A 24,661-nucleotide genomic window follows, 5' to 3' on the forward strand; every position below is an offset into this window, starting at 1 on the left:
CTCAACCCCTTTAAGATTTAGATTTTCTTGAGCATTAGCTAATGGTTAAACAATACTTAGTACACCTTTATAACAACACCAAGCTTTGGCCACTACCGACATCAATACTCACTTTCCATTATTTATTCTAGTAAAAACCTTGGTATACCATCAAATAAAAGTGACTAAATAAGTCTTTGTTGCAAAAAATACCATTTGCTTACCGAAGTGATAGTTAACTTGAAGCCAACTAAAAATGCTACTGCAAAATCATAAAGCGGTTTCTTCCTGCTTTTTTGGATGCATACAGACCTTTATCAGCCATTGCATACACTTCTTCTGGTTCCTCTTTCCCTGTTGGTGTGAAGCAACAAACACCCTGTGACACTGTCACCAAATCAGACACACTACTGTACTCATGTTTGATAGCAAGAGCCTCTATAGTCGATTGTATCCTCATGGCATGCTGTTTGGCATCTTCTTCATCGACATGGCCCAAAACAACCACAAATTCTTCACCGCCATATCGGCCTACAATTTCACCGCTACGAGAAAATAGTAAAGCTAGTGCTTGAGCCATCTCAATTAGACACTTATCACCTTCAATATGGCCGTAGTTGTCGTTGTAGAGCTTGAAATAATCCACATCCAATAGTATTAAGCTGAGTAGTAATCCATGCCGACCATGAATTGAAATCATTTCTTTCAATTTTTCATCAACATAACGGCGGTTTTTAACCTTGGTTAACCCATCTTCACTGGCGAGCTTCTCAAGCTCTTGGTTCACTTTAGCAAGTTCCGCAGTTTTCTGATTCAGCTCCCTACGCATGAAAGCAATTCTTTGCATAGCGATAAGTTTTGAACCTAACACTATTTTATCTACTGGTTTGGTTAAATAATCATCTCCACCAGCATCGATAGCGTTAGCGATCATTGCAGGTTCATCATGGCTACTTAGGAAAATAATCGGGATCCACTCTTCATACAGTGAACGAATTCTCTGTGAGACCTCGAACCCATCCATCCCTGGCATAGATATATCGAGTAAGACCAAGTCGGGTTCGAAAACGGGATACAACTCTAAAGCTTGTTCTCCAGAGGCCGCCACCTCTACGGTGTGTCCTAGTTGCTTAAGGCGAATAGCCAATTGCATGCGTTCCATTTGCACGTCGTCGACTAGAAGAATTTTCATCGAAGATCCTGAGATTTTCACGCACACTACCCTTTATTAACTAGACTGTAAAATCAGTTGCTTATGATCAAGATTACTCTATGGAAGTCATTTCCTCCACTATGGTTGACATTTAATATGGATTTTCTACGATACCTGTCACCAACTTAACCTTTGCAAGAAAAATAAAGCTGATGCCTGAAGAGACACAAGCCCCGCCATCTATTGATATTTCTACCATTTCAGAAGAGTTACGTCGCGTTATCGAGTTTGATAATGTACCTGAAACAATGCACAGCATGGTGACATCAATTCATGAAGCCTCAGAGGATGCAGTCCGTGAAGCTTGGACTCGCCTGCCAGCAAGTGCGCAAAATATTTTGGATAACTTCGAACAATTTCACGCACTTGTTTCGGTTAGCCAAGCGTTTGCTGGACTTGGTGTCATCGAAGAACTTCAAACACAGAAGCTACCGCAAAATATGGATAGTGAAGATATAAACGCTTATCAAGCTGACCTTATTGAACAAGTCATGCACAACTGCATTAAAGATATGCTCAAACAGATGAAGAAAGCACGACGAGATCCTCTTCTAAAACATGAATTTACTCAAGTGTTTGCTAAATAAATTCATCATAAACTGTAACAGTGTGATACAAAAATGATTTATGCTTTAAGTACGATATCGTTTTTTGTCACACTTACCCCCTTTATTTGCGCAAAAACCTCCAAACCCTCTTTTAAGGCAAGCTCATCCCTTGCCCAAATCGTTATCGAGGCCCAAAGAAAACATTGCTCAGCTAGCTGAAGTTTTATAAAAACATTTTTGCTTTTTCCATTTTTATCTGGTGTGCAGATTTCAACAACTTTTGATGGCAAGATATTACGGATTGAAGTTTGAGATGGTTCATCCAAACTAATCGATACATCAGCAGCCTTAACTTGAACTCTAAGCTTTGATTCGAGGGGCATTTCAAGTTTTTGAACCCAGAGGTAGACATCTTTAGCAAGTTTAAGTTGCGATAAAGCATAATTGTTATTGTGGCTTGATAAGCTGGCTTCAAAAAGCGATCCCTGATGATTTGAGTTCTGCCACTGACTCAAGACTGAGGTTGACCAAATTGCTTCAAGAGGACCTGACGCAACCACTCTTCCATCTTCAATAACAACGATATGGTTGGCTAGGCGTACAAGTTCAAATAGGCTATGTGACACATAGATAATCGGCAGTTGTATTTCTCGAGCCAAATGCTCTAAGTAAGGCATTAGTTCTTGTTTTAAAGGCATATCGAGCGATGCAAGTGGTTCATCCATCAATAAGACAGAGGGCTTACACAGTAGTGCCCGACCAATCGCAACTCGCTGTTTTTCACCGCCGGAAAGTTGGCTAGGATACCTGTGAAGTAACGACTGCAAATCTAGAAGGTCCACTATTTTGTCAAAATGTTGATTATCTTGTCGTGTGACACCATACAATAGGTTCCCTTTAACACTATAGTGCGGAAAAAGCCTCGAGTCTTGAAATACATATCCCACTTTACGTTTATGTGTAGGAACATTCACCTTAGTCTCAGAGCAGAACAAAGTGGTTCCAGATACAGTGACCTCTCCTTGATCGGGCTTTGTTAGCCCGGCGATGACATTAATTAAGGAAGTTTTTCCAGCCCCCGACTTTCCAAATACAGACGTAATTCCTTGATTTGGAATCGTGACGTCAATATCAAATGTCGTATGCCCCAGTTGTTGCTTAAAGAAAACACGTATGTTGTTCATTGTCCTTGCAACCTCTTCTTACACTGTTGTGAAACAAGCTCTGAAATCATTAATGAAGACAAGGCAATAGATAGGGAAATAATACATAAACGCATAGTTTCAATTTCTGCTCCGGGCGTTTCTATTGAAGAAAACATCGCGAGAGGAAGAGTTTGGGTTACTCCAGGGATGTTTGATACAAAACTAATCGTTGCGCCAAACTCACCTAAACTTCGAGCAAACGATAATAGAGTCCCGGTCACAATCCCAGGGGTCATCAAAGGCAAAGTGATAGTAACAAAACGTCGGATCGGCGATGCACCTAATGTTGCTGCTGCTTGATCTAATTTAGGGTCAATGCTTTCAATGCTTAATCGAGTTGAACGTACCATCAGTGGTAAGGCAACAACAATACTTGCAAGTACAGCCCCCTTCCAATTGAAGGAAAATACAATTCCAAAATAATGGTATAACCACTGGCCAATAAATCCTTGCTGACCCATTGAAATGAGCAGTAAATAACCAATAACGACTGGGGGTAATACAAGTGGTAAATGCAAGAGACTGTCTAACCAACTTTTTCCAACAAACTGTTTTTTGGCCAATAACCAGCCAAAACCAATACCTATCGGCAATAGCCACAAAACCGTATACAGAGCTACCTTCAAGCTAAGTATTAGAGCCTGATATTCATATTCAGAAAGCAAGTGAATAACTCCTAAAGAAAGCCGTAGTGATTGAGCAATATTTTTCCTTGCTTGCTTTGCACAAAATCCGCAAAACCAAGGGTTTCTATATCAGCATTAAGTAGCACCATAGGGTATGTAATCATTGTATGACTTGATGAAGGGAAAGTCGCTACAACCTTAACTTTGTCGCTAGTGTTAGCATCAGTTTGATAGACAATACCTAACGGAACTTCTTCTCGCTCAACAAGGGTCAATGCTACCCTAACGTTACTTACAGGGGCCAACTTATCGTGCAAAGATTGCCATACGCCCATAGTCTGCAGAGCCTGTTTTGCATATATACCGGCCGGTACAGCCCGGGTATCCCCAACCGCAACTCGTTTATCTTGCAAATGAGTCAGCCATTGTTCTTTGCTACTTACGTCTAACGTCACTAAATGCTCACTTGGTGCAATCACCACCAGTTGGTTAGTAGCTATATTAGTGACGTTGTGACGTTGTATTTTATTTTTCTCCACTAGGTAATCGGTCCATTGGGTATTTGCTGAAATGTATATATCTGCAGGTGCTCCGGCCAATATTTGTTTTGCAAGAGAAGAAGAGCTAGATAAGACATGAACGACTTTAACCCCTGTCTTAACGTAATATGCATCACCTAATGCTTTGATTACATTAGTCAGTGACGAAGCTGCATAGACAGTAATCGATGTGGCATTAATACCTGTCGAAATAAACAAAATAAGCAATGCTGTGATGAATCTAGCAGCACGATAAGTTTTAAGGTTCATTGATAGAGTTCTGGCCAAATTCGTGTTAAGTCAATGTGTTTTTCTACTGCATCTGCAATCCTATCTATTGCCTTTTCTTGTTGCTGCTCATGGTCGACAGCTTTAATATGGTCGGCACCAGACCACTCACATATCAGCTCTAACGCCTTTGGAGAATCAAAAATTCCATGCAAGTAAGTACCAAAGACTTGGTTACATTCACTGATAGCTCCATCAATTGTTTTTAAGTCATCAGTACTAAAAATCACAGTGTTATTGCTTTCACTGGACGTTCGACCTACATGAATTTCATACCCAGTTACTGGTGCGCTTTTTTTATTCAGTCTAAGTATGGCTTTTACCTCAGTGAGTTTCTTTTGCTTGGTAAGTTCAGTTTCAATGGGGAGATAACTTAGTCCTTGAGACGTACCCTCTTCCCCTTCAACTCCGTACGGATCTGTTATCAAGCATCCCAACATCTGGTAACCCCCACAGATCCCCATAAGCTTCCCACCTAGCCTCAGATGGCGCTGAATATCTTTATCCCAATTTTGCGAGCGTAAATACTTGAGGTCAGACCTTACTGACTTTGTGCCCGGCAGTATAACCAAATCGGCATTGTCAATTTTCTCTCCCTTAGAAACGTAGCGCAAATCAATATTTGGGTGAGCCCTCAAAGCGTCAAAGTCAGTGTGATTACTCATTCGAGTTAATACAGGCACAACAACTCGGAGCTCTGCCGATTCACCTACAGTCTGCTCGCTGCAAATACTATCTTCAGATTCCAACTCTAAACCATGCAGAAAAGGCAAAACACCGAGTACTGGCTTTGATGTTTTCTCTTCCAACCAATCAAGCCCTGATTGGAGCAGAGATATATCACCGCGAAAGCGATTAATAACAAAACCTACAACACGATCACGCTCCGACTCCGATAGGAGCTCCAAGGTTCCGACAATGTGAGCAAAAACGCCGCCACGGTCTATGTCGGCGATAATGACCACAGGAACGTCTGCGGCCTCAGCAAAACCCATGTTAGCAATATCATTGTGTCGAAGATTGATTTCTGCTGGGCTACCAGCACCTTCAATAACAATGGTCTGATAATTTCGCTGCAATATAGAGAAAGATTCTAGAACTTTGGGAAATACGGTTTGCTTGTAATTATCATATCCGACGGCTTCCATGTTTCCAATCGCTTGGCCTTGAAGAACAACCTGTGCTCCTGTATCCGAATTGGGTTTCAACAGAACTGGATTCATATGCACTGTCGTCGGTGTACATGATGCTCTAGCCTGTACCGCTTGAGCTCGTCCAATTTCACCCCCATCCTTTGTAACAGAGCTATTGAGAGCCATGTTTTGTGGTTTAAAAGGCGCTACCTTAATCCCCTTTCGCGCGAGAAGGCGGCATAAGGCGGAAACAAAAACACTTTTACCAGCATCTGAAGTTGTACCTTGAATCATCAATGCTCTGGATGGAGTCTGCATATTACATTCTTTGATTTTTCATGTAGTAGAGAAGAATCATCATAACGTTTTTGTACCACTTCTCTCAACTTATGAATCTCACCTGCATCGTTTTGTCCGAGTCGTCAAATAACCCATATGGCATAATGACGTTTACTTTGTGGAATCAAAAGAGGAAAAACAGTGAGCCAAATACTCTCATCGATTGCTATAACACTCTTGCTCCTGCCATTAGCAAGTATTGCCAGTAGCGAAATCCCCTCAGGAATTAAGTTTAATGGACCAGTAAATTTAACAACCGTCGATTCTTTGTTAGATGACAATAGTGTATTTACAAAGCGTAACGCAATTCTTGATGGACGTATTGTCCGGCAAATTAGTATTTCGAGTTTTATTTTCTCCGATGGTAAGAGAGAAATTCAAATTGAAGTCAGTGACAAAGTGAAGCTAGAGCAATCCATTGATGCAAATACAGATTTACGGATTTTTGGCAAATTCGCTGGTGGAAATAGTCCAGAAATTGAAGTGGATCATATTCAAGTTTTGTAAACATAAAGTAATTCAGCTCCAATTGCGATAATATTTGGCTTACTTATTGCACAATATTTTAACCGTCAAAAACTTGATGCGAGTTGGAGTACTTACTTTGAAAAAGATCACCTTAATCAGCGCTCTTTTATTCTCTGGTTTTGCTAGCGCTGTAAATGCAAACAACTTTAACTACAACTTTATCGAAGTAAGAACGGCAATTAACCCTGAATTGTTCGGCGCTGAGCTTAGTACTTATTTTACTGATAACTCTCACTTTGTCATAAGAGCCGACACACTATTCGATAAGGATTATGATTTCGCCGGAGGAATTGGATTTAATGGCCCAATAAGCCAATTCGCTGATATATACGGTCAACTCCTCTTGCATCAAACCAAGTACACTCGTGACTACCAAGAACGCAGAGAAACAACTGGTGAGCTAAATATTGGCATCAGGTTATGGCTTGCCGATCAAATAGAGGCCACTGGGAGACTGGGGCGTAATGATGATAGTTCGGTCTTTTATGCTGGTGTACGCTTTCATTCGACAGACCAACTCTCAATTGCTGCTGAAACTCGCAACAATGGTCTTTATGACCCTCAGATCACTATGTCCGTTAGATTTCATTACTAATTAACTAATAAGAGGCTTTGGCTTCCCCAAAGCCTCTTGGTTTAGTCTCAACTACTCGCTGCGTTGTTGCTTACTACTACTGCTCGCCACAGGTAAGTCCGGATGTTCAAATTTGAACGCATAATCAACCCCATTAACCTTCACGCTATAATTAGCAGGACCAGAAATAGGCAAATAGTAAACCATATCAAGCTCATACGAGCCACCTATGGGTAAGGTCTTCCAGCCGGGTAGAGTAAAAGATACTCGGTGCATTGGCCCGTCGAGCCCACCAATGTTGTTGGGACGTGAATGACCCGATGATATGACCGATAAACCAGCGCCAGATTGGTCTTTAGCATTGTCTGGTGTGGAAACTGGTATATCAAATTGGAATTCTGTACCTCCGGGTAAAACTTGGTCACTATTGTTGGTGAAAGTGATTTTAGGATTGATTGGGTAATTTTGATCACCCACTTTGAAGCCCGACACTCTCACATTTATATCCAGAGCCTGAGAAGCAATAGGAGTCGTTGATAGCTTGTTGCCATAGGGTGTGGCGGATTTAAACTTATCGTAGATAGTCTTGGTCATGCTATCTCCCATGTGGTACTCACCTCGACCAGACAAGCATGCTTGCTCAGATTCATCAACTTGAGTTCTTGAGCCTTGGCTATCAAGTAAATAACAATTGTAATCGCCTGCAAGCTCCCAGAACATGACACCACCTATCTCTTTATCAATGACATAGTCTGCTTTTAGCTGTACAGAAGCTTTATCTTCTGTTGACAAAAATACTTTCTTTTCATTGTTCCATAACCATGGCGCTACAGCGACACTATCGTAATGGCGGGTATAACTGCCCATTAATCGATCATCCGGATCATTAACAGGATCAAGCCCGTATGCAGATGAGTATGTTCCCCAAATTTGATTCTCCAAATTTTTAGCATGCCACATTGGGTTAGAACCAGCCCCCATTTCATTGCCATTGACGTCTTTGTCATGCCACATGTTGTCAATGCCAACGGCACCATGTCCACAATTATTTTTCTCACCCTCTCCAGTGCCAGGAGGACATTGCGTTTGATCAGGTAACGCTGCTCTGCCCCATAATCCATCCGTTCCACCACTGACACTCTGCCAGCCTCTTGTATAATATGGGACACCAATGTTTATGCGACCTGCTGGCATTGACCCTCTGAAATAATGATAGGCCCAGTCTGTATTTAGATAGCCGATACCACCATACGCAGCCGTTTTGTAGACGTTCCATTGGATAAGTTCAGAATCTTTACCTGTATCATAAAGTGCTGCGTTATGCCCAACGTGATCGTTCCATGCCCCGTGCAGGTCATAAGTCATTATGTTGACGTAATCCAAATACTTAGTCACATCAAAAGATTCCATTCCACGCAGCAAGTACCCCGAAGAAGGCGCGGCAATAGTCAGCATGTAGTGGATACCATCTTGTGCAGACGCTTTATCCAATTTATTGCGCAGCACTTTCATTAACTCTTGATATGAAGCCCATAAATAACGCCGTCTAGGCTCCATAAAATCTTTATCATCCGGATTTCCTGCTCCTGCCATTGATGTTGGGTATTCATAGTCAATATCCAAACCATCAAACTTATACTTGCGCATCATTTCAACCGCAGAAGATGCAAATGTTTCTATACCTGCATGGTTTATCGAACCATCAGAGTTAGTGGTCATAGTATAAAAGCCACCATCCGCGACTCGTTTACCATCTTTATCAAAGTGACCACCTGTTTCAGCCCAACCACCAACAGAAATCAAGGTTTTTACGTTATGTCTCTGCTTGTATGTCGCAAGAGCGCCGAAATGACCTTTAAAACCTAGAGATGAATCAATATCAACACCAGGCCAAGTTTTACCCACTGCTACGTTATCAGGGTCGTTTATATCACCTATGTTCATTTTTCCATCAGATCCAATACTGACAAACGCATAGTTAATATGTGTCAGATGCTGCCAAGGAATATCTTTTACTAGGTATGACGTTTGCTCATCACCTCCAGAGCGCCAACTTGTGAAATAACCTATCACTCTGCGAGGATGGTCCGCTCCCATTTTCTCACGTCCATTTTCATCGTATATGGAACAATAAGGGACACTTACCCCCTCAGTTTGATGTAAACCATCTGGACGGCAAGAAGCAACGCTAGGGGCTTCTCTCACTTCAAGCAGCACTGCTGATGAACTTGAAGACGCACCATTATTGTCCGTCGCTTTTGCAATGACGGGCAATACGCCTTTACTAGAAGTTCGGTAATCAATAGCGTAAGGTGCATTTTTCGCTGAGCCGACAAGCTCTCCCGATACGTAGAATTCGACTTTTTCAACACGGCCATCTTTATCTGCCGCGTTTGATGTAAAGGTAACGATATCGCCAAGATCAACACTGTTAGCAGATAGTGTGAGATCCACGGTTGGTGGCTCGTTACCCGGCTTTGTTGTGGAGACTCTAATATCTACCGTACTAATAATACTTTGTGCTCCACTATTATCATGTGCTACAGCTGCTATATGGTGGTTTCCTGCTACTGCTACCCAGTTAACCGAGTATGGAGAAGCTTTATCCTCGCCGATAGTTTGCCCATCGACAGAAAAAACGACTTTCTCTATCGAACCATCTGAATCATTTGCAATAGCTGAAATAACAACAGCTTGATCAACGAGTATTGAATCTGACGCCTTGGGAGAGGTTAACTCAACACTTGGTGGTTGGTTTATATCGCCCAAACATACTCCTAACTCTTTCCATTGAGACCACTCACCAGAGTGAGTATCGGGAGAATCACCTTGTGTCCAATAATTTGCTTGATAGGCATAGTTTAGATGTCTAACTTTTTGTCCTCCGGTATAGACAGTTTTATTGTCCCAATCGGATAAAGGTGCGCAGTCAATTGCCGCATAACTTTGAAATGCTGTAAGACAGGAAGCGCTGAGTAGACTCAGCTGGAAGAGGCGTCGATGAGCCATTGACGTTGGTAAGTGCATTCTTGTTTTCCTTTAAGTTATTGTTTTATTGTTATCAGCTGACTTTTTTATCTATAAGCCAACTTAAATTTCATCGTGAAATAACTTTAGAAAAGAACCAGACTACTTAGGGTTAAAAATGTAATATCTATAAAATCACTCGCAAGTTTTTCTGACTGAAGTGCAATTTCTCAGTAGTAAATTTGCGGCAAAAACATTCTATGTGACGGATTAGAGTATCGCAAAATTCCCTGCGGAACTCCTACCTATTAGCAATAAGCCACCCTTATATAGGGTGGCTTATTGGGTTATGTATAACAGTACTTACGCTATAGGTCCCTTTTTCTGAGCAACGTCAGCCCAGGCTGTACTGATAGCGACTCTAGACTTGCTATCTAGGTTATCGATGAATCCATTGTCACCTGCCTGAGGGTCAAAGCCACTCATTGCTTGTACTAGAGCATCAATCGAACTTTCAGATAACGTTGTGTACTCACGTTCACCGTTTGCGTCTTTCTCGCCAATTGCGATAATCATCTGCGCACGCTTACCGTCGAAGTAATCACTGAACGTCACCGAACCAATATGCTCAAACTTCGCTTGGTCACTGTCGCTTGCTGAATCACGCAGGATAGACAATTTCAGATCATACCCGCTACGTTCGAACCACAGTTTCTGCCAATCGATGCCATTGAAGACAATGTTATCTTCGCTGCTAATATCTTCAACAAGGTTGTCGATGACATCACCGCTCACCACAAAGCTGTCCACATCCGTGCCACCTTTGAAGGTGTTTTGATAACCACCCAACACCATCAGGTCACGGCCTTCTCCACCATTGAACTGACTGAACTTAGAGATGGCAGCAGCGATGAGGTGATCCTCGCCCTCACCACCATTCAGCACGGCATGGTAGCCCATTAGCTTAACCACATCGTTACCCGCGCTTGCATTGATACGGTTATAGTTACCGAAGACATTAGCAAAGTCATTGCCCGCACCTAGTTCTACTTGGTTGTTGTTACCAATCGTTACCGAGTAGTCTTGACCGTCTCCCGTATCCACACGGTTGAAGTTGCCAGACGTCACCACATAGTCTCGGCCTAAGCCAGTGTCAATTTCACCGCCCTCACCAAAGACAAACGACTGGTCATCACCGGCGCCAAGGAAGACATGGTTAATGCGTCCAGCAACAACTGTAGTGTCGTTACCATCACCACCAAGCATCATGTTTTCACGTCCCATCAGAACGCCCATATCGCTGCCTTCGCCACCAGTGAAGATGTTTGACGTGCCTGTGGCGTAGAATACGTCATCGCCTCGTCCTCCCCAGAAGTTGTTATTGTCTCCTAGATACGCACCAAGATCTTTACCATCACCACCCCAATTGAAGTTGTAGTTTCCTAGGGAGATGTTGATATCACCATCACCTTGGAGGTGGCCACTGTTGCGAAGGAAATCAAACGTTTTTTCCTTCATGTTCAGTAGATCAGCGGTGAGGTTCTCTTTGAGATTTTCTACCAGCGATTTCATCTCTTTCTGCTTGTCTTGACTGAAGATAGTCGCGAACAAATTAGGCAGGTTAAGCGAGTTAAAGCCAAAAGCACGATCTTGCGTTTCTGCTGTTTCGGTATTGCCATCAGAAGCAGTCGCTCCTTGACTGTTATTCACACTCGTACCATTGACAGAAACCGAAGACTTACTTTCTTCCTCTTCTGGTGCCTTGTCTCTCAGTCCATGAGTTTCAGCAAAAGACTGAATGCCATCTGCCCCCATGTCGATACCCGACTTCAAGCCATCCAACAACTTAGCAGGGTCAACAAAGGACTGCATTTGATCACCACTGAACTCACCAATGACCTCCAACATCTCTGTGAGGATCGCCACACCATCGACGGCCTCACCATTGCGCGACACAATTTGGCCCGAAGTGGTGTAATCCACACCAAAAATATCCGCCAGCGTGGTCTCAGCACCGACTCCAGCTATCTGACCTAGCAGCTTATTCTTTAGCTGACGAGGCAAGTCTTCTGGCGTATAGGTGAAGGTGGTTTTTGCCTGACCTGTGGCAGAGAACTGCTGTGTCATGAGGCCAAACAGTGAACCTAGGTTGGTATCCAAAATTGATTGGATGTTGTCACCAAACATAAAGTTCCAGTTGCCTGTCGTTACTTGGATATCCGCACCCTGACCACCCACGGCGAAGTTAAACGCTAGCTTTTCATTGGCTTGACGAAGCTTATCTGCACGGCTGAGTTTGCCGGCACTAGAGTCGCTATTGCCACTTAACCATTGGTTATACTGCTTGTTTAGCGCCGCTTCCGTATCGTGTTTCAGGCCACGACTACTGCGCTCATTGTGCGAATCCAGTTCAACCAAACTGGTGTAATCAACGCTGCTACTCTGATCCAAGCCAGACATATCTTTGACGAACTTCTTCGCTCCAGACAATGTCCATTGCTGCTCTTGAGCCGCAAGCCAATCTTGGCCCTCACCCGAGGTAGCAATGCTCTGTAGCACACCCGAAATACGAGCGGCACCGTCGAACGGATTCACCAATGGTGGAGTCGGAATAGACTTGTCCATCATCACAAGCAGATCATTACTCTGACCTAAGTTGAAGCTCACATTGCGATTACCGATGAACATTTGTGCACCTTCTAGTGCTTGATAGCCACCCATATCGACGCTGTGTTTGCTCTCACCATTACCAATGTGAACCATAACGTTATTGTCACCAAAGGCCAGCGACTTAAAGCCACCGCTGCCGACTTTAATGCCCACATTGGATGTGCCCCAGTTTACAGCTGTAAACTCACCATCACCCACGTTGACTTGAATGTTGCCGGAGTAGCTGAGTTTATTGTTTGCAGCGGAAGATGAGGTTTCCGTTGCCACTTTGCGTTTTTCTGGCGCATCAAACACATCATTGTTGTCACCAATCGCACCACGTGCAATCTCACCGACGTCACTGACACCAATACGAGATAGGTCGATATCGCCTTCGGCAATGCCATTGCGAATACGTTCTTCCTTGGCAATCACTTCGCCTTGCTCATTCCAGCTTAGCGACACTTTATTGGTTTCGGCTTTTTGAATCCAATCGCCATTTTCGTCCTTAGTATGCTTGCGACCCGTCGCATCAACTGCCAATTCTGAACTGCGTGCAGAAACATCGACGCGAAGACCATTGACATCCATCGCATTGATAAACTGATGACCAAAGCCTTTTTGTTTGTCATCACTCACCAATGAACAACCAACAATACTAATATGATCAGGCGTGTTGTTGATGTTTTCCGCTTGGCTAAACGACTGCTGGAAATTGGCTAATTTCTCTGCCAGATCTTCGGCGCTGTAACCACTCAAATGTGTGTTGTTGCTGCCTGAATCATCACGACCATGACCCACCAACTGCCAACGTAGCTTTCCATCCAGTGTTACCGGGTCGCCATACACAATACGGTAGTTGCCGTCTGAATCCAGCTGCACTACTACACTGCTTTCAGGGTGCTTACCCGCGAGGTTAGCGGCGGCATTTGCAACAACAGAGTCGTTCTCCATTTGGACGATGATTTGACCGTCAAAACGGGTTTCACCACCGTTCGCTGTTGGAGTCACGGCAACACGTTCCCAGTCATTGACATTTTGGTTGTGAATAGTTGTATTTACGCCACTCAGGCTGTCCTTAAACGTGATCTTCGGTTTGTTGGCCACATCATCGTAGACAACACGCAAAGTCATATCGTCTTGTTCAACCCTGAACTGGTTCGAGTCACTGACTCTTAGCGCAGGAAGGTCAAGGCGGTGCGTGATACCTGGAACGAACCCTTCAATCCCTTTGTGCGACTGCAAGTGCGCTTTGCCATAGATGGCAACAAACTTTTCGTCATCAGGCAGGCTTTGTAGTACTTCCACCGCAATGTTGTTTGCTGCACCAGCACGGTACATTAGACCATGTTCAGTTCCCCGAACGTTTGGACGCGCGGTGCTGTTGGCATCCAGCGCCACAATACGCATACCGTTCGCACGTGCGTTTTCAAACAAAGTAGCATCGAGATGCTTGGTTTTAAGCATTGCACTTAATTCACTCGACATTACGCCTGTTGCTAAGTAGCGATCAATTAGTGGCTGCGCGAGGTCTGAGCGCAAATGCTCAAGGCCAATCACGGTGACACCCTGCTTTTTCAGCGCATCCATCTGTTGATTAACAAAGCGCAAGCCATTGACATCACTGCCATGCACTTCACCAATCAAGAGGCCTTTACGGTCATCGAGAAGAACCGAAAGCTGCTCGTCAACACCCGCGGCACCAGCAAGTTTAGTCGTCAACTGATCATAAGCTGCACCAGAGTAATGACGATCCCAAGCATCAACGTCCGTCTCATGGCTACTACGGTAGATCCCTTCAATTTGATCCATACGGTCAGAATCAAGTTGCGATAGGTAGCTATTATCAGCGAACTTCTTCAGCAATATCATTTCAGCTGAATCACCGGAAATCGGATCCGCTTTCTTCGCCGCTTCTTTCAAGAAGTAGAATGCCATTTGCACCGATTCTACACCCGTCAAATCCTGAAGTTCTTGATAGCTATAGCCAAGATGAACCGTTTTAGTGGATTCATCCAACACAGCTTTACTCAACAACCCGTTAGACTGAGACGTTTCTAGCCACTGTTTGAAGTCAGCGTAATGATCACCGAGATCTACGTGGTACTTCGCATCAAAACCAAGGTCACTTGGCGTTTCGCCTTTGTAACCATGCTTCGGTGCCAAGTATGGGTCTTCATTGGCCCAACGAACCATCATATCCGTCAAACCTAGATGTTTACCGTTGGCTTCTTCAATCGCGACCATAAAGATACGAGAGGCAAGCTCCGGTCTTGTTTGTGCGATTGCGTCAATACCCGCTTGGGCAACTTGCATCTTACCCATAAACAACGCACTGGTGACCTGCTCTTTCAACTGCGTTAGCGCTTGATTACGCCCCGACGTTGGGTGTTCAGCTATGTAGGCATTGACCTTCTTATTCAGCTCAAAGCTCGCGACGATTTGATCACGGCTTACCGTCTGATGAACAAGATCAAGTTGATCGAGAATACCTTGATAGGATGCACCAATCGGCTTAGCGAAGACGTTTGCTCTCTCTTTCAGTTCTTGCCTAGTAAAGATCTGCGATGAATCGACCACTATTTTGGTTTTGTTACCTAATAAGTCATCAGGATTACCAATAGCGACTAGTTTCTCATCCTGAGAGTCCAGACTATCAGTCGATAGCTTTCTAAGTAATTGATCTCTTTTGTCTAGAAATTCATGAGACAGTTTACGCTCTGGCTTGAACAAGGGATCATCTAACCCATGGTTCCACTTATCGTTAAATGAAGCTCGATAGCTTACATTAATTGCGACCTGTTGAAAGTTAGAAAACTCCTGCGGACTACGAATAACAACAGCCCCCTGCTCATTTACATGGAAGTAGTGTTGGATCGAACCTTTGCCTTCACCTAAACCATCTTCGGCAAAAAAACTTTTCGGGACAAAGAAAGTTGCAGGGAAATTATCTGCCATAACAGCATAAGGATTTGCATCATCTGCGCCATGATGAACCATCTCGAGACCATTGGTTCGACCTAAACCAACATTAATCACATCCTTCAGCTCTTTTAAGCGGCCGCTCACATTACCAAGGCTTGCTCCATCTTTTTTGTTATAGAGGTCTTCATTGCTATAGAGCTCTTTATATTTGGGAGTTAAGTCTTCATAAGTAACAGAGTCTTTCCACTGCTCCCATGTTAATGGCTGTTTTACCTTATCCTGTGGACCTAGTTCACTATAGGAATACATCACAGTAAGCAAATCATAATCTGCCGTCATCGGCTGCTTTGATACCGGATCACCAATAACTTTAAACGGTGCCAACTCCCCATTTTTGATGTAATGGACTTGCCATAACTCCTTACCATCTACCATCACTTTATTTAGGTAAAAAGGGACTGTTTGCTCACCATTGGTCGCAGTTGTTTTATACATACCGCTCTGTTCATCTAGTTCCAAAGGTGTTAACGAGTGATATTTTGAAACCAGTTCTTCTATCCGAACTTGATTTAGGTACAAATCGGCACTTACCGCATTACCAGACTCAATAGATTGCTCTGCATGACTATTAAACGTTTCAAGGTCTCTTCTTGCTGATGCTTTTGCAAACGATTGGTCAACTGGGATAAAGCCTGACATTGGCCCCCAATCAGAACTTTTTGCCTTGACGAAAAGACCTTTACTGCTGTACATCTTAGAAGCAATAAGTGATTTAGACTTCTCGTCAACAGGACGCACACCAATGATCACATTTTTACGCTCTGCAATATCTGCTAGTACTTTTTGATCTGCCTCTGGCATGCCCAGTTCAATCGTTTCCGGTTGCGAAATTGGCTCTAGAATTAAATCACGAGATTGGTAGTTCTTAGCACGTGATGGCTCATTACCACCAGCCTTCCGTTCAACGACCTTGTCGCCAATGTTTTGTAACTGGCCACCCCTCATTACATCAGGTTGCGTATCCGATAACTCAGAGATCTGTCCTGTGTTTTCAATCGCAGCGTTTTCTTTGAGCTTCTCACTGCCTGACAAGGGATCAAGGTGATGACTTTGCTTCTTCGCGGCAATTTCAAGCTGGGCTTCCTGCAGTGCCTGACCAAAGTTGAAAAGCTCTGTCGGCGTCCATACACCAAACTTAGGTCGCCATGTATGGCCGATAAGTTTGTCAGCCCCACCCGCTTTCAACACTTTTGCGACTGTACTCGAGCAGTTTTTGGTCAACAACTGATAGCGGGCATCTGGATCGTGGCTTAAACGATTCCACTCTGCTTGCATCGCCGCCACATCCAAGCCTTCTAGGTTAATTCGGAACACTCTACCTTCATCAGCTTGGCTAGCCTTAAAGGCTTCGATTTCTTCCAGCGCTCTCTTAGCAAAGAGGCGAACCACGTTGTCAATGCGTTTTGCCACAAGAGCTGGATCACTACTCGCTTGAGCTTGTTTCTGTAGCTCTTGAGCAAAACGGTTTGCTACGTCCATCATCTCGTAGCTGGTGTCATTCCATTGATCGACGAATGGCTGGAACACATGCGCAGGAATGCCTGTCGATACAAGCATATCCGGATTGCCCAGTAGCACACTAGCATAACCTTCAGACACATTTTTGTAGGCAGCATCAATACCTTTCGCGGCATTGAGTTTTTCGATAAAACGTTTCAGCTTAGTTTCGCCATCGCTCAAGCCAAAGCCATCTTTCTCTTCCGATGCCATATCATGCTCAAGCGTATCATTTTGATGAGCCGGTTGACTGAAGTCGCTCCAACGTAGTTTAAGATCCGGCTGAGATTCTGTCGCAATGTTGAAGATATTGCGGATATTGGATGACTTGCTTCCAAGTGGCCACCAACTCACGTAATTCTGCTTGTTGAAGTCAGCCGCGGATTGACCATCAAGCTGCGTGCGACCTTGGCCAATTTGTAATGCGGCGTGACCTAACGCGCTGTGATCACTCGGCTTCCAAATGTACATGGTCGCGCTCACTGGCGACATGTGCTGTTCAATCGCTTGGTGCACTTTGTTTAACCCAGCGATATCAATGCCTTTGCCATCTTTTGCCAGATCGTTAGCAGATAGCCCTGCAAAGATGGTATCGGCAACGGCTTGACCATATTCATGACTTACGGCTGCTTTTACTTTTTCAAGTACAGCATTGCTACCGCCTAGCTGATCGATATTAGCAAGATTGCCTTTACCCTTAGTGACGAAATCGCCATTTCCATCCAGGTACAGATGTTTACTGTCTTTCAAGTTGGCATTATCAAGCTGGTCATATAGACGGCTAAAGCTATCGTGCGCTTTGATGCTTTGTTCAGAGTTCGCAAGTACAGAGACAGCTTCGAGACGGGAATTCACCTGATTTAACAGTGAGTTCATTGCTTCCACACGCCCAGAATCCGGATGCCCAAGTACATAACCTTCAATCTGTTTGCGTAGGTTGAGTAGTTTTTCCACAGATTCTAGTTCGTAGTCTGCATGTTCAATCGTACTCGTATGATACTCAGTCAGAGCATCGATCACTTTTTGGTAACTTTCACCACGAACTTTACCGCTTACATGAGCAGCATTAAATAGCTCAGTCACCGACATCAGATCTGTTTGGGTATTGTACGTCCAAGCACCGTCTTCTTTCTGAGCCAAAATTCGAGTACGGCCATCGTGGTGCGAGAGCACCTTGTTATCCACTAAGAACAGCTCGTCTGGCATCTGCTCGAAATTGTCGAAGTTTGCCAAAATAAAGCGCTCGATGGCTTTTTGTTGAGCGGCATCTTCAGGAGTGTCAAGAAGGATGGTTTTGCTCTTATCATCGGAACCCGGCCATGAGTGGACGACGAAACCTTCATCGCTTTCTTGAACCAAGAGATTGCGCTCGGTACGAAGTGAATAGAAGGGCAGAGATTCACGCAACATGCTGTCGATTGCGCTGAGTTTAACGTCCAATTCAACTAGCGTGTCAGATTTATAGCCATTAGGGTTGTCTGCCAATAGTTCCGCTTGTCGTACGCTGCTCAACGCATCAAAACGAACTTTGACACCTACGCCTGCATCGGTAAGTCGGCGTCCAATCTCGTGTGCTGGTAGACCTTTGTACTCGGATACTGGCTTATCAAGCAGTCGAATTTCACCAACCAACCCTTCATGCTGTAATTGGCGCAGTGCAGGTAGCTCAACATGCCAGAAATAGTTACCAAGACGCACTCCACCTTCCGCGATAACATACACATCATGTTGTGCACCCGTCGCATAGACTGAACGCCAAAAACCCGTATTGCTGAACGTTGCTGCATCAATTGACGATTTCAATTGATTTTGCTCGGCGTTATCTGGGTCAAGGAACAGGCCGCCCCAACGCATTAAATGCTTATTCAGCTCGATTGCAAATGCGTTGCCTTTAACTTCGATGTCGTACACGACCTTTTTGCCATCAGTCTGGGCATTGTCGAGAACGTCTCGGTATTGCTTGAAGTTTTTACCAGACCAGAAGGAAACAATGCTTTTCTCTGCGTGTGGTGCTTCAAAACTATAACCATAGCTCTCAAGCTTAGTGAGAAACTCAACGCGTTTGTCCCAATCATAATCGAGCGTCGATTCAACAAACAAAGTGGCTAATACTTGTGCTTGATCTTTCGGTACTTGGTTGTCGGTGTGTTCGATGTAACCGCTCATAGATTGAATCATGCGATGCTTGACTTCATCAGAGGCATCACCATCGACACGTTCAAAACCAGGGACTGGTACATACTTGTCCGTCGCCACGTCATTATCAGTGTCTAGCCAGCGATAGAGATTCGCCACTTTTTCTGCGCGAGCAGCTACAAGCGATTCAGCAGAGTCATGCGAAGCTTCACCAAGTCCTTCTAAATTCACTCCAGAAATGCGAACCTCTTTTCGACCCACTTCCTGAGACGCTGTAGTGTCTACCACAATGCTGTCAGCATTTTCTTCGGTGAACATTGAGGTGATGTTGCTACCGCTGTTCTTGCCGCGAATACCTGAGTTAATTTGCAGACGGTTCACAGCGTTTGTCGCCCCTTCCAACGCTTCCAGTTCTTGCTCGGTCAAGCCGTCACTGAATCGACCATCGGCGCTTGTTTGACTGTCGGTGTTGACATGACTGTCCGTTTCGCCAGCCTCTTCCACGTGATGAGCATTACCCGAAAGGCCACTGCCAGCCACGCCTTGACGGTCTGGACGATCGCCTTCGTTTTGCTTCGCCCCTTGCGCATCATTCTGTGCTTGGTTGGCTTTATTTTCGGCATTCATCGCATCGCGGTCACCACGTGATTGCGCGTCGTTTGCTGCGCTGTGTGCATCAGATTCGGCCTGTTTCGCGTCGTGACTTTTCACCACAGCATCGGCTTTGCGTGTTTCTGCATCGGCTTTAGCTTCGACGATGTCTTGCTCTGCACCTGCTCGATTTTGCTCACCTTTGGCGACCCCCGCTTCAGACTTCGCAACGGACTCTTTAACTTTGCTGTTATTGTCAGATTGCGTCTGCTTCGCCGCCGCCATCTTGGGGATTTGCGCCCATTTCATCGAAAAGTCCAAAGTTTGCTCTCAGCCCATACATACCAAGGGCTGTGAGATAGGGGTAGTTTTCTATAACTATTAACTTGCCTTCTCATCTAGGCGAAGATTTCCTAGTTTAGTTTGGTGCCCTACTTCAAAATTCTGGAAATATCGACAAAATATCTATCTTCTTAGGTAATTTGACTAGACATTAAATAACACATAAACCTATGAGTTTAATATAATAATGGCTCTATTGTTTATCTAATGAGCTGTTGCCATGTATGGTAAAAAGAAAAATATCTTAGACGTAAAAGAAACAGAGTTATCGTCTGTAGTTCACCCCAGTTCACTCTCCCTCTACTGCCAAAAGCTTGGCATCAAGTACGATTTTGAATTGCAAAGTGGGATGGCTGTTTTAGTTGTAGATAGGTTACCCACTAAAGACAGCATTGTTGATGGCTTTGGAGCAATCAAACGAAGCACGCCTTTCAATATAAGATCTTCATTATCATTAAAGGGATCTTATGGCCGTAGCATGGCGAGTCGCGCTGCTGGTTATCGTGTTAAAGAACCTGAACCTGAGCTTTCTGTATTTGAAGCCCTGCCGCCACTCAGTACATCAGTCGTAGAATATGAGAAAAAACATGGTAATCAAACCAAAGATAAGGACGATATTACTTTTGAATTAGCTTGGATGCAGGTTGATAAAAACCAACCACAGGCACTCATATGGGCTGACTTATTTACGGCACAGACCCCAAAGGATGCACAGGCTTTTATTAAAGAATGTAATGCTCATCTAAATGAGCCCGTTCGACAAGGCGAAATTGTAGTAATTCCCACCACAAAACCTAGAGCAGAAAAAGATAAAACTGCACTTCGTGAACTTATGGAAGATGCAGAAGCAGCGAGTAAAGCCTTAAAGTCATTATCCGATGAATTGGTGGCTACGGCTTATAATCATTTTGAAGTTCTTGACTATTATGCCCATAAAGGCATGGATACAATCCATACCAATGGATTACCCACAGACGCTTACGCTTATGCATCTGTGGGAGTTGGTGTAGTGTCAGCCTCAGTAGAGCAACACTTAAAAAATATTAGTGGAGTGCTAATTGAAATTAATGACTTATACGCAGCTCAAGTTGCCATGTCCAGCAGAACGGGGGGAATGAATTACGGCGCGTTTATTGCTGAGCGTGCGGAATTATTCAAAAAGCTAGACGGCTCATTTGCCTTTTTATCCAAGCGCACGGTACAAATTCCAATATATCGTCAAATTAAACGAAACCTTAAATTATCAACAAAATCCGTTATCCACAACTCTGATGAAATACTAAAAAAAGGATTCGTGCCAAGTTTAGGGAAACGAATCGCTAATGTAGCAACTGGTATTTCTGTCAGTCGTGGAGTTGGTTACGTGGGTTTGACACTTGGAGCTGCAAGTGGTGTCAGCAACATATATGAAGCATGTAAAGTTGATGGCTCTGGGGCATGTGGAAAAACAACGTCTAGGGAAGTGGTTGGATTTTTAGGTGGTGCCTATCTAGGAGGAAAAATGGGAGCTTGGGCGACCACAGGAGTGCTTCTTCTTCTTGGTACAGCTTCTGCGCCAGTTGTAGCTTTAGCGGCCGTTGGTGCTTTCGTGGTTGGCGGTGCAGTGGGTGGTATTGTGGGCTCTACTGCTGGAAAAGTGGTTAGTGATGTGCTGTACGAAAAAGCCGCTGATATTGTGGAAGGTGAAGATTGATGAACTCTGATTGGCTATATAATTTACAGTCGGTAATATTTATGATTTTGTACGTATATGCCATGCTTTGGTCAATTCCTGGTGTTGTTTTTGGTGCGGTTCTATCACTAAGTAACCCTCAGAGAATAGTGTGGATCGATAAGCAACTATCGAAGGATGCTAAAAGTCTGCATGCGGATTATCAAAATATGATGTCTCATCATATTATGTCTCGATTTATGAATTATTGTATAGCTTACCCCTTTATTAGACACAGAAGTCAGTCAAACTCTATTAAGTTTAATATTTTCATGTGGGGAAATGCGTTAGGTTTCTGGAGTTGGATAGCTTTAATATCATGGATCGTTGTTGAGAATTTATTTTAGGCCAATAAAAGATGAGCATTATAGATATTCTCATCACTTCCTTGAAAGGAATATTTTTTGTCCAAATGATTACTTGGATGGTTGTATCTTGCATCACTATCCCGATCATCATGTATGGAAGCTTTAAGCACATTATTTGGATTGATAAGCAGTTGGCCAAGGATGTGAATAAGTACTACTTGGATAACGGGTACATGAAGCCTAAATATCAGTTGCCAGGAGGTATTATTACCCGCTTTGCCTACTACAGTGTGACCTACCCTTGGATACGGAAACGCACCACAACGGAATCCACAAAGTTTAAGGTTTTTATGTGGTTTAACTCGTTGGGAATTTGGGGGGTTATCGGGACCTTCTTATTTGGGATACTGAATCAGTAGCACATAATGCTATTTGGAGTATTTGCGCCCAATTCACCGAAAAGTTCCACCTAATCCTATTTAATCAATATTTTCATGTGTTTAAAGATAAGTTTTAACTCTTGTTTTTTTCTTTAGCTAGCTAACCTGAGATCGGTTTAAGCCATTGCCATCAAACCAGACTTTTCAGTATTGGTGATGTTAAGTGATGGCTTTTCTGGCTTTAAGCAGTAAGCGATTAAGCCTCCAAGCAAGTTCAACATGAAGCCATGTAAGCTGCGATGACGAGAATGCTCTATCTGAGATATGTTCTTCAACTGATCATTTATCGTTTCAATAATGAATCGCTTCGATAACATTGCACGATCCCAAGCGGCTAGCACTTTGGGGGGCATATTCTTTCGGTGTGTTGTTATCAGTGTAATACCATCTTCTTTTAAGTCTTCAGTCAGTGCTTTACTGATATAGCCTTTGTCTGCATAGAGCTTGTCGAGCAGCCCTTTTGATAATTCACGGACAGGCTTTCTATCATCCGTATTTGCTGGCGTAAGTTTGGCTGCAACAATGTCACCAAGATGATTTGTAATGATGTGGAGTTTAAAACCGTAGAACCATCCCATGGTACCTTTGCCTCGTGCTGCTGTTCCTTTGAACACCTTATGTCTTGGAATGCGTAAGTTGTGACAGACTTTAATGCTAGTAGAGTCAATAAATTCAATACCCGTCGGCTCTCCTTTTACATGAGTGAAGAAAGAGCTTAAAGGAACAAGCACCGACGGCATCATCTCCAAAAAGCGTGTATAGCTCAGTAGCGCAGGAAACTCGCTTTTGTGGTATCGGTGAATAATGCCAAGATAGAAGTTTTTAAAATCACGTTGGTGCGACATATGAAAAGCAATAATGATGGTCATTATTTCACTTTCAGACATACGTCCTTTGCGCTTTCGTTTACGTTCATCGTGTTCAAGTTGAAGTTTTTGCCATTGAGGTAGAAAAGCCTTACAAAAGTCATCGACATGGCAAAATAATTCTACTAGCTTGTGCATAGCTGGTTCCTTTGCGATTGTTCTCTCTTTGTCGAAGATCTGATCGCAGAACCAGCTTTTAGTTCACTTCTATTTTTATCCCGAGTTCAGGTTAGTTATTTATGGCGGCGGGTCAATTAAACATAACGGTGTTTATGACCAGGTGGTAACGTCACTGAAAGATCACCAATGGGTTGAGTTTTCAGGCGTTGAGGCTAACCCCACCAAAGAAACGCTGGATAAAGCAGTCGACATAGTCAAGCAACAAAACATCGACTTTATTCTTGCTGTTGGCGGCGGTTCGGTTATTGATGGCTCAAAATATGTTGCAGCAGCGGCAAAATACCAAGGTGACGGCTGGGATATTTTGACAGGTGACTACCAAGTATCTGATGCCACTCCTCTTGGCGCAGTATTAACCCTTCCAGCAACTGGATCCGAATCTAACTCGGGAGCTGTGATTACTAAAGCTGAAACCCAAGATAAGTTGTCTTTTGGGAGCCCACATGTTCAGCCTCAATTTGCTGTAATGGATCCTGATGTAATGAAAACACTGCCTGAGAAACAACTTATTAATGGTATTGTCGATGCTTGGGTTCACGTATGCGAACAGTATTTAACCACAAGCCATGGTGCCATGGTCCAAGATGGTTATGCTGAAACCTTATTACGCACGTTAAAAACGCTTGGTGAAAGCTTTCAACAACGTGATAGCGATGGGTGGCGTGAAAATCTCATGTGGACAGCAAACCAAGCACTGAATGGTCTAATTGGAACGGGCGTTCCTCAAGATTGGGCAACTCACATGATAGGCCATGAACTTACCGCGCTGTGGGGCGTCGATCATGCTCGTTCACTAGCAATAGTACAACCTTCCCTACTTAGAAATCAGCTTGCGCATAAACGTTCAAAGCTCGAGCAAATGGGTGTTAACGTTTTTGGCTTAACTAAATCAGACGATTTAGCCGAAAGAACCATCAGTGCGATCGAAAGCTTTTATCAAACGATGCAGGTATCAACTCAATTGTAAGCGCTCCATAAAACCCGCATTCTAATCGCCTAGCGGGAAGAATAAGATCA

General features: G+C 43.8%; 13 protein-coding genes and 1 pseudogene. 6 read left to right on the top strand and 8 right to left on the bottom strand.

Annotated features, from left to right (window positions below):
* Positions 1-238: 238 nt before the first annotated feature.
* Complete coding sequence (locus AAFM34_RS11150) at positions 239-1,171, bottom strand: diguanylate cyclase domain-containing protein (protein WP_341662824.1); 933 nt, start codon at positions 1,169-1,171, stop codon at positions 239-241.
* Between the two features lie 173 nt (positions 1,172-1,344).
* On the opposite strand from AAFM34_RS11150, the gene AAFM34_RS11155 reads away from it, so the two are divergent.
* A complete protein-coding gene (locus AAFM34_RS11155; RefSeq protein WP_341662826.1) occupies positions 1,345-1,779 on the top strand; it encodes a DUF3069 domain-containing protein in 435 nt (144 codons plus the stop codon).
* Positions 1,780-1,817: 38 nt separating this feature from the next.
* Here AAFM34_RS11155 and modC read toward each other — a convergent pair whose 3' ends face one another.
* From modC to AAFM34_RS11175, 4 genes are read right to left on the bottom strand one after another with little or no spacing between them, the layout of a single operon-like run.
* Positions 1,818-2,924 carry a molybdenum ABC transporter ATP-binding protein ModC gene (gene modC, locus AAFM34_RS11160; RefSeq protein WP_341662828.1) on the bottom strand — a complete coding sequence of 369 codons (1,107 nt, stop codon included), beginning with the start codon at positions 2,922-2,924 and terminating at the stop codon, positions 1,818-1,820.
* The gene (modB, locus tag AAFM34_RS11165; RefSeq protein ID WP_341662851.1) at positions 2,921-3,616 is read right to left on the bottom strand and encodes a molybdate ABC transporter permease subunit; all 696 of its coding nucleotides are present in this window, start codon (positions 3,614-3,616) and stop codon (positions 2,921-2,923) included. The genes modC and modB overlap by 4 nt, the downstream gene beginning before the upstream one ends.
* Before the next feature lie 5 nt (positions 3,617-3,621).
* Positions 3,622-4,380 carry a molybdate ABC transporter substrate-binding protein gene (gene modA, locus AAFM34_RS11170; protein ID WP_341662830.1) on the bottom strand — a complete coding sequence of 253 codons (759 nt, stop codon included), beginning with the start codon at positions 4,378-4,380 and terminating at the stop codon, positions 3,622-3,624.
* Positions 4,377-5,849 (bottom strand): cobyric acid synthase, encoded by a 1,473-nt coding sequence (locus AAFM34_RS11175; protein ID WP_341662832.1) that lies wholly within the window; start codon positions 5,847-5,849, stop codon positions 4,377-4,379. Before AAFM34_RS11175 ends, modA begins: the two co-directional genes overlap by 4 nt.
* Positions 5,850-6,011: 162 nt before the next feature.
* Here AAFM34_RS11175 and AAFM34_RS11180 point away from each other — a divergent pair, with 162 nt between their 5' ends.
* Positions 6,012-6,377 carry a NirD/YgiW/YdeI family stress tolerance protein gene (locus AAFM34_RS11180; protein ID WP_341662834.1) on the top strand — a complete coding sequence of 122 codons (366 nt, stop codon included), beginning with the start codon at positions 6,012-6,014 and terminating at the stop codon, positions 6,375-6,377.
* Between the two features lie 97 nt (positions 6,378-6,474).
* Positions 6,475-6,993, top strand: coding sequence for a hypothetical protein (locus AAFM34_RS11185; RefSeq protein ID WP_341662836.1), 519 nt, complete (start codon positions 6,475-6,477; stop codon positions 6,991-6,993).
* 51 nt (positions 6,994-7,044) lie between these two features.
* On the opposite strand, the gene AAFM34_RS11190 is transcribed toward AAFM34_RS11185, so the two are convergent.
* Positions 7,045-9,999 carry a chitinase C-terminal domain-containing protein gene (locus tag AAFM34_RS11190; RefSeq protein WP_341662838.1) on the bottom strand — a complete coding sequence of 985 codons (2,955 nt, stop codon included), beginning with the start codon at positions 9,997-9,999 and terminating at the stop codon, positions 7,045-7,047.
* A gap of 303 nt (positions 10,000-10,302) precedes the next feature.
* Positions 10,303-20,118: a membrane-targeted effector domain-containing toxin gene (locus tag AAFM34_RS11195; RefSeq protein ID WP_341662840.1), complete on the bottom strand. Its 9,816-nt coding sequence runs from the start codon at positions 20,116-20,118 to the stop codon at positions 10,303-10,305.
* 241 nt (positions 20,119-20,359) lie between these two features.
* Between AAFM34_RS11195 and AAFM34_RS11200 the strand changes: the two genes are divergently transcribed.
* Together AAFM34_RS11200 and AAFM34_RS11205 are read left to right on the top strand one after the other, a co-directional pair.
* A complete protein-coding gene (locus AAFM34_RS11200; RefSeq protein WP_341662842.1) occupies positions 20,360-21,832 on the top strand; it encodes a hypothetical protein in 1,473 nt (490 codons plus the stop codon).
* 376 nt (positions 21,833-22,208) lie between these two features.
* Positions 22,209-22,577: a hypothetical protein gene (locus AAFM34_RS11205; RefSeq protein WP_341662844.1), complete on the top strand. Its 369-nt coding sequence runs from the start codon at positions 22,209-22,211 to the stop codon at positions 22,575-22,577.
* A 137-nt stretch (positions 22,578-22,714) separates the two neighbouring features.
* Here the strand turns inward: AAFM34_RS11205 and AAFM34_RS11210 are convergent, their stop codons facing one another.
* Positions 22,715-23,602, bottom strand: a complete 888-nt coding sequence (locus tag AAFM34_RS11210; protein WP_341662847.1) for an IS982 family transposase — start codon at positions 23,600-23,602, stop codon at positions 22,715-22,717.
* Between the two features lie 91 nt (positions 23,603-23,693).
* Here AAFM34_RS11210 and AAFM34_RS11215 point away from each other — a divergent pair.
* Positions 23,694-24,608, top strand: a pseudogene (locus AAFM34_RS11215) (iron-containing alcohol dehydrogenase); the annotation flags it as partial.
* Positions 24,609-24,661 lie beyond the last annotated feature (53 nt).

This window comes from Vibrio sp., from assembly GCF_038138445.1.
Lineage (GTDB): Bacteria > Pseudomonadota > Gammaproteobacteria > Enterobacterales > Vibrionaceae > Vibrio.